Annotated in this window: 19 protein-coding genes; all 19 read right to left on the reverse strand. The window is 31.9% G+C overall.

From position 1 onward, the window contains the following. Positions 1-26: 26 nt before the first annotated feature. The 19 genes from GSB9_02723 to GSB9_02741 all read right to left on the reverse strand — a co-directional run bounded on the left by GSB9_02723 (position 27) and on the right by GSB9_02741 (position 12,715). The gene (locus GSB9_02723; GenBank protein UKM66144.1) at positions 27-890 is read right to left on the reverse strand and encodes an AraC family transcriptional regulator; all 864 of its coding nucleotides are present in this window, start codon (positions 888-890) and stop codon (positions 27-29) included. A 134-nt stretch (positions 891-1,024) separates the two neighbouring features. Next, on the reverse strand, positions 1,025-1,876 hold the full coding sequence (locus tag GSB9_02724) for an IS3 family transposase (GenBank protein ID UKM66145.2): 852 nt from the start codon (positions 1,874-1,876) through the stop codon (positions 1,025-1,027). 5 nt (positions 1,877-1,881) lie between these two features. Then, complete coding sequence (locus GSB9_02725) at positions 1,882-2,247, reverse strand: transposase (protein UKM66146.1); 366 nt, start codon at positions 2,245-2,247, stop codon at positions 1,882-1,884. 187 nt (positions 2,248-2,434) lie between these two features. Further along, positions 2,435-3,589, reverse strand: a complete 1,155-nt coding sequence (locus tag GSB9_02726; GenBank protein UKM66147.1) for a hypothetical protein — start codon at positions 3,587-3,589, stop codon at positions 2,435-2,437. 164 nt (positions 3,590-3,753) lie between these two features. Next, a complete protein-coding gene (locus tag GSB9_02727; protein UKM66148.1) occupies positions 3,754-4,236 on the reverse strand; it encodes a hypothetical protein in 483 nt (160 codons plus the stop codon). 176 nt (positions 4,237-4,412) lie between these two features. Beyond that, entirely contained in the window at positions 4,413-4,877 is a 465-nt protein-coding gene (locus tag GSB9_02728) for a hypothetical protein (protein UKM66149.1), read from the reverse strand. Between the two features lie 88 nt (positions 4,878-4,965). Continuing rightward, the gene (locus GSB9_02729; GenBank protein ID UKM66150.1) at positions 4,966-5,667 is read right to left on the reverse strand and encodes a hypothetical protein; all 702 of its coding nucleotides are present in this window, start codon (positions 5,665-5,667) and stop codon (positions 4,966-4,968) included. 136 nt (positions 5,668-5,803) lie between these two features. Continuing rightward, entirely contained in the window at positions 5,804-6,274 is a 471-nt protein-coding gene (locus GSB9_02730) for a hypothetical protein (GenBank protein UKM66151.1), read from the reverse strand. 5 nt (positions 6,275-6,279) lie between these two features. Beyond that, positions 6,280-6,579, reverse strand: a complete 300-nt coding sequence (locus tag GSB9_02731; protein UKM66152.1) for a hypothetical protein — start codon at positions 6,577-6,579, stop codon at positions 6,280-6,282. 169 nt (positions 6,580-6,748) lie between these two features. Beyond that, on the reverse strand, positions 6,749-7,210 hold the full coding sequence (locus tag GSB9_02732) for an RDD family protein (GenBank protein UKM66153.2): 462 nt from the start codon (positions 7,208-7,210) through the stop codon (positions 6,749-6,751). 188 nt (positions 7,211-7,398) lie between these two features. Next, positions 7,399-7,539, reverse strand: coding sequence for a hypothetical protein (locus GSB9_02733; GenBank protein UKM66154.1), 141 nt, complete (start codon positions 7,537-7,539; stop codon positions 7,399-7,401). 5 nt (positions 7,540-7,544) lie between these two features. Further along, the gene (locus GSB9_02734) at positions 7,545-8,162 is read right to left on the reverse strand and encodes a DUF2846 domain-containing protein (GenBank protein ID UKM66155.1); all 618 of its coding nucleotides are present in this window, start codon (positions 8,160-8,162) and stop codon (positions 7,545-7,547) included. A gap of 642 nt (positions 8,163-8,804) precedes the next feature. Continuing rightward, positions 8,805-9,044 carry a hypothetical protein gene (locus tag GSB9_02736; protein ID UKM66157.1) on the reverse strand — a complete coding sequence of 80 codons (240 nt, stop codon included), beginning with the start codon at positions 9,042-9,044 and terminating at the stop codon, positions 8,805-8,807. 161 nt (positions 9,045-9,205) lie between these two features. Continuing rightward, positions 9,206-9,403 (reverse strand): hypothetical protein, encoded by a 198-nt coding sequence (locus GSB9_02737; protein ID UKM66158.1) that lies wholly within the window; start codon positions 9,401-9,403, stop codon positions 9,206-9,208. A gap of 10 nt (positions 9,404-9,413) precedes the next feature. Next, the gene (locus GSB9_03360; GenBank protein UOR30052.1) at positions 9,414-9,683 is read right to left on the reverse strand and encodes a hypothetical protein; all 270 of its coding nucleotides are present in this window, start codon (positions 9,681-9,683) and stop codon (positions 9,414-9,416) included. A 121-nt stretch (positions 9,684-9,804) separates the two neighbouring features. After that, positions 9,805-10,311, reverse strand: a complete 507-nt coding sequence (locus tag GSB9_02738) for a hypothetical protein (GenBank protein ID UKM66159.1) — start codon at positions 10,309-10,311, stop codon at positions 9,805-9,807. 148 nt (positions 10,312-10,459) lie between these two features. Further along, entirely contained in the window at positions 10,460-11,206 is a 747-nt protein-coding gene (locus tag GSB9_02739) for a cytochrome c (protein ID UKM66160.2), read from the reverse strand. 153 nt (positions 11,207-11,359) lie between these two features. Continuing rightward, positions 11,360-12,058 (reverse strand): hypothetical protein, encoded by a 699-nt coding sequence (locus GSB9_02740; GenBank protein UKM66161.2) that lies wholly within the window; start codon positions 12,056-12,058, stop codon positions 11,360-11,362. 165 nt (positions 12,059-12,223) lie between these two features. Then, positions 12,224-12,715, reverse strand: a complete 492-nt coding sequence (locus GSB9_02741; protein UKM66162.1) for a hypothetical protein — start codon at positions 12,713-12,715, stop codon at positions 12,224-12,226. Positions 12,716-12,728: the final 13 nt, after the last annotated feature.

Here is a 12,728-nt window from a genome sequence, read left to right on the forward strand (position 1 = left end):
ATTACAGTTTTTGTACTTAGAAGTATTTATGTGTTGAGTTCTCGGTATTGCAAAGGGGTGCTAGTAAACTTGTTTTTAAATGCGCGAATATAGCTGGAGGATTCTTCAAAACCACATTCAAATCCTATTTGATTTATAGCTTTATCAGTAGTTTTAAGTAAGTGACAAGAAAAATTGAGACGTTTTTCGGCCAACCATTTTCCAGGAGATGTATTAAACTCTTGCTGAAAGCATCTTTTGAAAGTACTTAGACTCATGTTACATAATTCGGCATATTGATCAAGGTTGAGGCAGTAAGCAAAATTAGCTTCCATAATGTCTTTTAAAATAGTGCTTTGGTTTTTGTTTAATGATAGTAAATAGGACGCAAGTTTTTTATGATTAGGTCTTGTAAAGATATTTAATAGTAGTTCTTCAAATTTTAAATTAAGTAGATGTTTATCAGGATAGGATGGAGAACTTAAAAATGCGGCTAACGAATTGATGTAACCCTCGAGGTAAGCATCTAGCTCAATTCTTATAATAGCATCTGTTTGTTCTGATCTTAAATTATCTGTATTGATAATTGAAGAAAAACGCTGAATGAATTTTCGAATAAAATCATCAGGAATAAAAACCATAAGTGCGCAATAATCCTCATCGAAAAACTGATGAACAAGGTTTGCCCCTTTTTTTACGAATAAAGAATCGCCAGCTTCGACTACATAATCATTGTAAATGCTGCGCCACATCTTTTTACCAGATGTTACAAATACAAAGTAATTAGCATCCGACCAAATACCTGCCTTTACCTCCTGCACCAGACATTTATATTCAATAAAAAGCAAATCGTTAATCTGCAATTTCTTGAAATCATTACTTTCTTTAAGATATCCGTGTAATTGTAACATCTACTTATTTTAATCACCTAAAAATATGATTTAATTAATAAATTGAAATAACTATATATTAAGAATCTATATTATTAGAAGTTTCAATAAACTAATGTCTAGTCCTGAAATATGGCTACAGGTTAATAATTGATTTACGCTGTTTTTAAATATACCATATTGGGTGTTTTGAAGTCTAAAGATAAGTGTAATCTTATCTCATTGTATAAATTGATTGCATTTTTTGTAGCTCTTTTGGCATGAGCCACGCTATCAAAGGTCTGGTCTAGATAAAACTCGTCTTTCAGGATGCCGTTAACACGTTCAGCAATGGCGTTTTCATAGCAATGGTTCTCTTCGGTCATGCTAATTCTGATGTTGTTCCTTTTTAATATATGCGTGTATACATTGCTGCAATATTGTATGCCCCTGTCCGAGTGATGTATGAGATCCTCTGTACTTTTAGCTTGATACAAAGCCTTTTTAAGAGCTCTGGTACAACCGCTGAGTTCTAGGCTGTCACTCAGGTCGTAACCGATAATCTTCCGGGAATGCATATCAGTAATAAGCGCCAGATAGCAAAAACCTTTCACGGTTCTGATGTAGGTGATGTCAGATACCCAAACTTGATTAGGCCTTGTTGCTTCTACATCTTTAATGATGTTTTTGTACTTGTAGAACCTGTGCAAAGAATAGGTTGTTCTAGAACTATATTTCTTTCTAAGAGTAAGCATATTGTGTTTTCTAAGGACATTAAACAAAGTATCTCTACCCACTTTAAGGTTATCTTTAATAAACTCATTATCTAATGATTTTATAAGTTTACGTACGCCTTCCCTGGGAAGGGACCTGCGTCTTTTTTGTACTATTTCAACAATCTTCTGTTCTAGTATTAAACGCTCATCAGCTCTATTTTTATACTTGTAGTAGGCATCACGTTTTAGTCCAAAACAATGAGTTATAGTCGTTAAAGAAGCAAACCCCTTAGATTTTCCTTTAGCTTTAATTAAGGCTAGATATTTAGCTTTTTTTTTAGTTCGGTTACGGATTTATAACCTAACTGTTCAGCTGCTACTTCAAGATAAGAATCTAACACTAGAGCATCTAAATCCTTTTTAAGCAAGAGTTGTTTTAGCTGCTTGATTTCCTTTTGAAGCGCTTTAATACGTGTTATTTCGTCTTTAGTTTCCACTTTAATTCTAGTGTTCATAAGGTCTTTACGGTTGTACTTTCTAATCCATTCATTAATGGTCGTAGGAGCAATACCATAGAGTTTACCCAGTTGATACTTGTTTAACTTTCCGGTGGTAAGTTCGTCTAAAATTTTTAATTTAAAAGGTTCTGAATACCGTCTAATTACTTTGTCATTTTTGTACATAATGTTTAAAATTATGTAGCCTTTATTCAGGACGGGTCAGTATTGTGTACAACGGTAACGTATAAGCGTAGTGCGGGATTATAAGCACTTCACTTTCGGTTTACCACTATGTTTGTTAATATTCAATTCGTTTATTTTTAGCATTTTCGCCCTCATTACGCTTATACAATGTTGGCAACTGGCTTTTTTATTCCTTACAGTGTTTTTCTAATGCTTCTAAAACCATCCAATTATCATCTCCAAGAGAAACAGCTTTTTTTAAATCCGCACAGATTTTAGTTCTTTCGGATTCTGGAATTTCAGTTTCTTTTGAAGCAATTACCTTAATGTCTTTTGACTTGGATAGTGTTCTTCCATTTCCAAGTTCGTATTTTCTCAAAATGGCAAAAGCTCGATTGGAATAAGCGTTAGTAAAATATGGCTCAATCTCAAGAGTTTTATTAAAATCTATTATTGCTTCATCAAATTGGAAATCATTTAATTTCATTGTGGCTCTTGCAAAATATCCATCAGCCCAATTCGGTTCTAATTCCAGTGCTTTATCTAATTTCTTAATTGCTCCTTTATAGTTTACTTGTTTATATAATTCTTGGGATTCGTTGTATAGTTTAAAAAGTTTGTCGTTTGTTTTATCCTTTTGGTAAATACCATTTTTGTAAACGTTCTTTCCTTTTATTTCTCCAGTCGAATAGTAAGAGATAGATTCTCCGTCCATTTTTCCATTGACAAAGTTTGTGCGTTGTTTCAATTGTCCATTTGGATGATACATTTCCCAAATTCCGATTTCTTTACCGTTTTTGAAGTTACCTTTTTGCATTAAAGTTCCATCTTCATAAAATCTTTTTTCTGTTCCATTTGAGATTCCATTTTCGTAATCGATTTCATCTGATACGTTTCCATTTAAATGATACATTAGACGCTTGCCTTTAAGCTTTCCGTTGAACAAAATTCCTTCACCTTGTTTTTTTCCAGTTAGATAATAATCGATAAATCTGCCCGAATAAGGCGTTGAGCTACCTTTTAAATACCAAGTACCATTTTTTTTGGACATCAATTTGGTAGTTGGAATTGCTTTTATGCTGTCAGGTCTTTTTACATATTCTTTTGTAAAAACATAAATAATTCCGTCCAAGTCTTTATATCCAGTTTTCTTAATTACTTCTTTGTTCTTTACTACTTCAACTCTGTCAATTTCGTTTTCAGTCAGCGTTCCAAATCCTTCTTTGGGTTCTTCGATTACAGGAATTGAATCTACAACGTATAAAACGTTTTCATTTTGGTTTTGACTATATCCAATAATTGGTAAAAGAGTCAGTAGTAAAATCAGTATTTTGTTTTTCATTCTTATTTTTTTCAGCTTGTTGCCAACGTGTTTGGCTATGGTTTCGTTGCGTGAAAATCCGCGAGGATTTTCCACCGTAAACTCAAGATAACAAATTTGCGAGGACTTTCCGAGAGGAAAGTCAGAAGCAATGAACTATAGCCGGTGTTGTGCATAGTGTTTTTTTATTCAGTTCGTTTGTAATTCAGTCCAGTTTTTATTCCGCTTATTGTCAGCAGAATTATTAAAATCAGTTGGATTATTAATAAAATGTAATAAACATTATTCCATCCATTTCCAGCATTTTCCATAATTCCACCACTCAAAGGTGGATATTCGGTTGAGCCAGGAATTTCTCGGATAGAATTTACCAATGAGATTAGAAATGTAAAAATCAAAATCAGGCTTATGTCCGAAATCATAAAAATCAGATTTGCGGTCAAGTTTTTAAAATTCCGACGTAACATTCGGATTAGGTAAACACCAAATAAAATAAGCGTTATAATCAGAACAATCAGATGAATATTTGCAATTACATAATAAGTGCCGTGAACATTTATGTCAGTAACTGCGTCAGATTTCAGTCCGTCAATTCCAAAAAGTCCGATTATTAAAATCAGAAGGAAAGTTATTGTTCCTATTAGCCAAAATGTTTCTTTTTTTCTCAAATTTTAATTCGGATTTCGTTTTTCGGACATTATGCACAACGGTTACGTATAAGAATAGTGCGTAGTTTGAGTGCGAGGATTTTCCGAAGGAAAATCAGATGCAAGCAAACAAGCACTAACTTTAGATTAAGGAATAAACTTACGCATTATTTTTATACAATGTTGTAAGTAGTTTTTTATTTTTTGTCCGTTTTATTTTCTTTAATAGAGTCTTTTATTAGTGCGTTATAAATATATTCAGGTGTCTTTTTCTTTAGCTTTGACATTTCTTTTTCGATGTGCTTAGATAGAAATTCTTTTTCCTTCACGTTCAAATTTTCAAGAATCCCAACTCGACCATAAAAACTTATGTTTTCGTCTTCTTTATGCACAAGAACTATTAATGGATATCCATTTTGAGCTTCAAACATTTTCAAGTTATTCTCAATTCCCGTTTTTGGATTTGGTCGGTCTAAAAAATAGGTGAAACTCACATTTTTTTCGATTGTACTGTCGAAAGGGTCACTTGTCGGATTTGCATAATTTATAATTCCTTGAACTTCATAAAAATCGGTTTCGTTATAGTCCGAGTATTTCTTTTCAGACTTGCAAGAAAAAAGTCCGAATGACAGAATTAATAGTATGGTTAGCGTTTTTCTCAAATTACTTACAACGATCTGTGTATGGTGTCGTAGCATCCCGCAGGGTGCTATGCACTATACATCTTGTTAGCGGTTCGGCTTTTTATTTTCATACTCGTTCAAACATATAAAGTGTGTCCGATATTGTTTTACTAAACTCATCATCTTCGCCATCATATTTAAAAAATCCTTTTTCTAATTGTCCCGAATTTGATTCAATCCAATTGATCATGGTTTTAATCTCGTCCTGACTAAATTCCTTGAAGGATTTATTTTTCCCCTTTAATTCAGGATAGTGTCTTTCAACAAAGTCGACATAATTCTTGAAGCCCTGGGAATCGACACTTACATTCCAATCATTCAACATGGTTGGTAAGTCTTGTATTCTCTTATTGATTTCAATTAAAACTTCTGAGTCAAAATAAGTCGCATTATTAATGTCATGCTTCCACCACGCTTTAAGAAATTTTTGAATCGAGTTTTGTTCATCAGATTCCCACTCTTTCCAATTTCCATAATCAAGCTTACCCAAAATTACAAAAGTGTCGACAATCAGTTTTCTTGTTGCAGCGAGCTCAAAAATTCGCGGTAAGTAGTGTTTGAAATCATTCACATCTCCCCAAGTGGTCATTGCTTTGAATGCATATCTTGAAATGTCATCGTCTTCTAATTCTCTTAATTGCTTGGAGTGTAAAGTCGATTTGTCATTGTCAGAAACACAGCACGGACACCCCTCAATGGTTGATTTGAAAGGATATATTTCGAACGTCTTATAAAGTTCTTCAATCGCTATTTTGAATTCTTCTGTCATTTCTTCAGCTGACCGCTAACGGTTTTGTGTATGGCTCGTTGCGGAAAATCCGCGAGGATTTTCCGCCGAAACCGAAAGATAGCAAATTGCAATGAATTCCGATGAGGAATTCAGCCGCAATGAGCTATACACGTTGTTACCTGCTGGCTTTTTTTACTTTTATTCCAACAGTATGTCTGTCAATTGTCGAAAAAAAGTCAACTACATATCTATCATCTACTCGAAATAATTTTTCTCCGTTTTGTTCGACTTTTAATTCAACAAGATTTTCTTTTAAAATCAGAGCCTCGTTTGGATTCGTTAGAGTAAAATTCAAATCGTGTCCAATCCAAAGTGCTTGTCCGCTTTTCAATTCACACGTAATGATTTGATTTTCTGAATCAGCTTTAGGTTCAGTTTTGTATTCGTATGCTTTTTTTATTTCACGAGTTTCAAAATTTGAGTCAAATTCCACAATTCTTGGGTCAGCAACAAAAGCTTTTCCATTTGGTCCAGATTCATATGTGACAATTATCGGTTTGCCAGTTGTATTGAAAATAAAGAAATCCGTGTTGTAAGAGCAACTTGTTAAAGTAAATAATAATATTAGTCCAATTATTTTTTTCATTTCTTTTATCCAAAAAAGTATATAAAAGTAAAAGCCGAAATTAGGAATGATGCCAATAAATTTACATAACTCCAATTAGTTCGGTTTGAAGCTCGAATTATTATTATAAGAATAAAAATTATTGCAAAAATTAAGCTCAAAACTCCCAATCCCAATATCATTAGTCCAATAATTCCTTTTCCAATACCAGATTGCCCATCTCCCATTGGGTCAACCTGAATACTTTCAAATTCTGGAATTAAATATGCAATGCACAAAACCAGAATTGTAAGGATAACTGATGTAATTATATTGCAAATTTTCATTGGTTGGTTTAGCTTGCAGGTAACGTTCTCGTATAAGAATAGTGCGTAGTTTGAGTGCGAGGATTTTCCGAAGGAAAATCAGATGCAAGCAAACAAGCACTAACTTTGGTTTTAGGAATAAACTTACGCATTATTTTTATATGGTGTTGTGAGCTGGCTTTTTCATTATTTAGCTTAATATTATTTCATAGAGCCATATCAAGGCGTAAGTATTGGCTAAAGCGAATAATAATCCAAAAATCAGGTTTTTATTAATCCGATAATTTTTTAATTCATTCCTTATAGTTTTTAGAGTACATTCTTTATTAATTCCAATTTTGGTTCCTGCAATTCGGTCGCCAATTCTTCTAGTTGGGCTAAAAATTGTAAATATTAGGTCGAATGGAATGATGAAAAGAAAATTCCTGAATGAGCATTTCCATTCAGACGCTTTTTGGTCAGTCAGATTTTGGACTTGAATATTGAATAATCTTTTTCCAATGCTTTTTCCATTAAGAAAATCTTTGTTCATTGTTATTGGATAGATTATCATTATTCCTAAAAATATATTGTCCGTAATTTTAAATGTTAAATATCCGATTATACACATAATCAAATAGTCTACTGCAAATGCTTTAATTCTATTTTCCAATTTTGAAGTCAGATGTTGGTTTGGTCAAGCTTGCTCACAACGTGTTTGTATATGGTTTGTTGCGTGTTTTAAGCACCTAATTTAGCAAATACAAACCGAATAGAAAATCCGCGAGGATTTTCGTAAGTAGGCTCGAACTAGCAATAAATTATATACGGTGTTACAAAACGTTTTTTGTTTCTGTTCCTTTATTCACAAGGCTTTTCAAAACAATTATTAAATCCATCAGGACAAACTGTTTCAGTACAAGGCTCATCATCTTCCGTACAAGAAGCAAAAGAAATTGCTCCGATTATGTAAAAGCAAGCAATTATTTTTTTATAATTCATATGATTTAATATTTAGGACTTTCTTTTTTCATTGTCAAAATAACATATTCCGCAACTTTGGGATTATCTTTAAAAATGTGTAATGAATTTGACATATTCATATTATTTATAAAAGCCTCTCCTGTTCCTCCAAATGAACCTCGAATAAAATAAATTTCTCCATCTTTTGCGTCAATTTCGATAATATCTTTTTTTAGGTTTTTCTGGTTATATTTATGAACTTCTCCAGCTTTTACTTTATGCAAATAGTAACTGTGAGTTTTAATATTAATGAATGAATTTCCGTTATATTCAACTTTACAGGCAAGTGCTGAACCTGTATAGACATAAGGTCTATAAAAATAAACGTGAGCATAGCCAGATTCAGGTTTTTCAATTTTAATATTTAAAGGGTTTTTAATTATTGATTTGTCAGTAAAATGTACATCTGCAAATTTGAATATGTTCTTTTTCTTTTTTCCTTTTTCACCATTTATGATGTATGTAACTTTTTTATTTTTTAATTCAATAATTTTACAATGAATGGTATCATTTTCAACAGTTACCAAATAATCAGAATTATTTGATTGAGAGTAAATCAAAGTAGTAAATAAAATTAGGGTAAGAGCAAATGTTTTTTTCATTGTTTAAAGTTATTATGTTAGTTCAAATGTTTTGTAACGTTTATGTATAAGAATAGTGCGGTTTTGAGTCCGAGGATTTTCCGTAGGAAAATCAGAGTGACCAAAGACGCACTAACTTTTGTATTTGTACTAAAATACGCATTATTTTTATACGGTGTTACCCAACGTTTTTTTTATTCAGATTAGTTGAATTATCAGTCCAATTAAAACCAGAGTAAAGTCAGTCAGTAACGCTTGTTTTATGCCTATTTTTTTGTTGATTAATTTAAAACCAATTATAATTCCGATGACTGCAAAAATTGCATTTGTTATTAAAATCCAATTGGGAATATAAAAAGTCGGATGAAAATCAGTGAAATGATATCTGTACAAAAGTTTAAAACTAAACCAAATCCAGAATAAATTCATAATGATTATTAAAAGTCCAATTAACTTAGATTGTTTAAGGAAAATCAGATACGAAATAGTTGTCAAAATCAGAATTGCAATTGTGCCAAAAACCATTAAATCTATCCACATTCCGACGTTGTGTATTCCTGCTGCAAATTTATTTAATATTAGCTCAGATGTGATTAATAGTAATAAAGTCAGAACTATAAATACTGTTAAATGAATTAATATTATTTTCTTTTTACTTAACATTTATTCATTAGGTATAGTTACAAATCCAGTCCAAATCATAACTATATATATTAGACACATCATAGCTCCAACTTTGAAAAAGTAGTTAAAAATTGTAAAAATCCAAGGTGCTTTTTCAATCATTTTAGGATTATTTTTTTCGTGAAAGCTTTTTAATTTTCCTGTAATTATTGGTCCAGTTATCCTAATAAAGAAAAAGCCTAAAAGAAAAAATAATGAAAGTTTAATTTTAAATGCCAATGTTTGAGTTTTTTAATGTTGGGTAACGGTCTCGTATAACCGTAAGTTATGGGTTAATATGCGTTAATTTTCGGTTTGACACTGACGTTAGCAATTCCGAGTGGATTCGGACGTAGTCGAATCCGCCGTAATTGCGGTTATACATTGTTGTAAAACGTTTTTTATTTTCCATTTTCTCGATAATTCGGATTCGGCATAAATTCTCCAACGATTTCTCCTTTTTCGTCCACTTTCCAAGCTCCTTTTATGAATTCAGGCGGAACTTCTTGTTTCCCTTCAAATTCTTTGTCCAAAACATAAACCCAACCATTCGGATTATTTTTAGCTTCTTTAATCAGTTCAGGATTATTCTTATTCATCAGATGAAACTTAAAATGGAAAGATTTTAGGATTTATCTCATAAACTATTTGAATGATAATGGTCAAAATTCCAGCTATAATTATTGGTAAAATTGTCCATCGCCATTTTACTTTTTTTGTCATTTGAGTATTCCATATTAATATCAGTCCAAGTGTATAAAATGGAATAGCAAAAATCGTTGATGACGGATTTAATAAAAAAATCGAAGAAAACGCTAACAATTGTTTTCCACCACCTTTTTTAAACCTTTCCAAATGATATTTAATTCTTTCGTTCAAATGTTTTACAACGGTTTGTGTAAGGATAGTTGCGTATGCGAGCAACTAACTTATTAAAAAGGAACGAACCAGAGGAAAATCCGCAGGATTTTCCGAGTAGGCTAGAACCAAGCAATTATTTTTACACGGTGTTGGCATTAGTAATTTTTATTCGGTTTTTTGATTTTCCATTGTCAGATATTAAAGTCAGTCCGCTATTTTCATCCTTTTCAATAGTCCAATGAAATGACTTTATTCCAGTTTCCAAAACTTCGATTTTATTTTTTAATCGGTCGTAAAAAATCAAGTCATTATTGGCTCTGGTATGAACTCCGCTTTTAATCGGATTTGAATTCCATTTTTGCAGATAAATACCTTTCTCTGTTCTAAAATACCAATCTCCATAAAATTCTTTTCCGAACGCATTTTTTGGTTCCGTTTTGATGTGAACGAAGGCAGGTCCAAATCTTAATTCTCCAGCATATTTGCTTAAGATTTTCAATTCAGCGAATGAAGTCAATATTGACCATTCATTTTTGAGGTCAGCATAAGAGTCATAGTCCGCATTTTTGTCAATCCGCTTTTTTTGTAATAGAAGGACAAGGACTAAAATTCCAAGGATTATATATAAAATTGTTGATGTTTCCATTATTAATGCCAACGTTGATGTGTAAGGATAGTTGCGTGTTTAAGCAACTAACTTACTAAAAATGGAACGAACCAGAGGAAAATCCGCAGGATTTTCCAAGTAGGCTAGAACCAAGCAATTGTTTTTACACGGTGTTGCCACCAGTTTTTTATTCCGATTTACTGTATTCTATTAGTTTTTCTATTTCATTTTCGGTCAATAATTTCCCGAAAGCTTTTCTATGATAGCTAATACCAAATTCAGTTTTGTCTATTTCATTTAAATCTTTTGAATCAAGAATCCATTTTTTAAATTCCAATTCTTTTATTCCACCAAATGCTGGTCCGGTCATATTTTTGTTTTTATGATGACAAGCAGCACAGTTTGCATAAAATAAACTCCGACCAGAATAAGGTGTTATTTTATTAGAAAATCCGATACTTTCAGAATTTAAAGTTGTGTCACTATCCTTAAATTTTATTGATTTAAAAATTTCCAAAATCAAGTCCTCATCCGCTATGTTTTTTCCAATCAAATTAAATCGGTTTTCTTTGTATGCTTTTTCGATATAAATTCCAATTGTCCCATTTCCAGTTTCTTTTGGTTTGGTTATCAATGCAATTTTTCCATTTATTGTGTCGGTCGCGAAAAGCTGTTTTTCACCATCTTCATAGCTAAAGTCATAAGAATACCAGCCATAGTCAAAAGTCAATGAGTCGTTTCCATTTGTGATGCCGCCAACATAGCTGTCTATTCCGTCAAATTCAATTTTTTTCCAGTGTTCTGGAATTTTAATGTGAAAAGCACCAAAATTAAAATCATCATTATTTGACTTTTGGGAATTTGAACTAAATAAGAAGTAAATACTTATTGATAGCAATAAAATTATTCCAAAATATATTGTCAATTTATTCATTTTTCAAATTGGTGGCAACGTGTTTGTGTATGGAAAGTTGCGTGTTTGTGTGCGAGGATTTTCCGAAGGAAAATCAGAAGCTAACAAGCAAAGCAACTAACATTGGTTTAGCTAAAAATAGCAATTTTTTATACACAGTGTTGGCTGTAGTATTTATTCTTCATATTCTCTTACCATCAAACATTTAAAATACATTTCTACATCTATATAGTTTTCAAATATTTTTCCTTGTGTAGATTCGGTATAATAAGGATTGGTCAAGAAGTTAAGATGACCTATTATTAATTCATTTGGTTTGGGCTCATTTTCAAGTATTAAACTTTGATATTTTGCACTAACATAAATGGATTGAACAAATTCATCATCATTTTTATTTTTTTTATAAACAGGCTCATCTAAATATTCAAAAAAGTATGAAGAAAACTTTTTATTATTAATTTGGACTATGATTCCAGCGCCCCCAAAGAATCCAAAACCTGAAGCTATCGTCAAAGTGTCATTTTTTTTTACGCAGTTGCATGGTAATGAAATTTCTTTTTTCTTGCCTCCTAATTTTCCCCAAAATATTTTACTTCGGTTATTTGAGTACTTTACATTTTCAGACCATTTTTTTATATCCTCAGCGTATTTAATTTTAATACTGTCAGCTATTTCTTCAATATCTTTTTTGTTTTTTTCTATCGATTCTTTTTCCAACTCAATTTCATTATTGTTAAAAGTATTAAAGTCAATTTTATACTTTATATTTCTATATTCGATTTTTTCGTTATAGACTTTATTCGGATAATTTAAGTCTTGGGAAATGACTATAATTGGGAAGCCCAATAACAGATGAAAAATTAATGTTTTCAAAATTTTGTTCATATTACAGCCAACGGTTCGTATAACCGTAAGTTACGAGTTAGTATGCGTTAATTTTCGGTTTAGAACAGGTTTTAGCAATTCCGAGTGGATTCGGACGTAGTCGAATCCGCCGTAATTGCGGTTATATAATGTTGTAAGCTGGCTTTTTTATTTTTAAAATTTCCACCAAGGTTTTTTCGGTTCCATTGGTTTTACTTCACTTTCTATTTTCCAAAACTCTCCGTCATATTTTTCATCCGCTTTTTTGTTTGTCACGCTTACTCCATAAGGATAAATCCCGTCCTCAAGTCCGTTTTGAATCCTTTTCATTAATTTTTGAATTGGCCAACATCGAGTTCCGTCTGACAAATTCACTTCGATATTCACTTCTCCGTGAGGGTCATTGTCGTCAGTAATCCATTTCGAATCAGGAACATTTTTTATTAAAGTTTCTCCAATATATGAGCCAATCGAAAATATTTTTCCGCCATAACCTTTGGCAAGTCGACCACCTTTTATCGGTTGTCCGTCTTTAGTGTATTTTTGGATAAATCGGTCAATTTCAATTAAACTTCCCATTGAATAATTAAGTTCAATTCCGTCCGATTTGAACGCTTTAACTGTCCAATCGGATTGCTTTTTTATATCTTCTAATAATGTTGCCATTCTGTTTTTATAG

The sequence above is a fragment of the Flavobacteriaceae bacterium GSB9 genome (assembly GCA_022749295.1).
GTDB lineage: Bacteria > Bacteroidota > Bacteroidia > Flavobacteriales > Flavobacteriaceae > Flavisericum.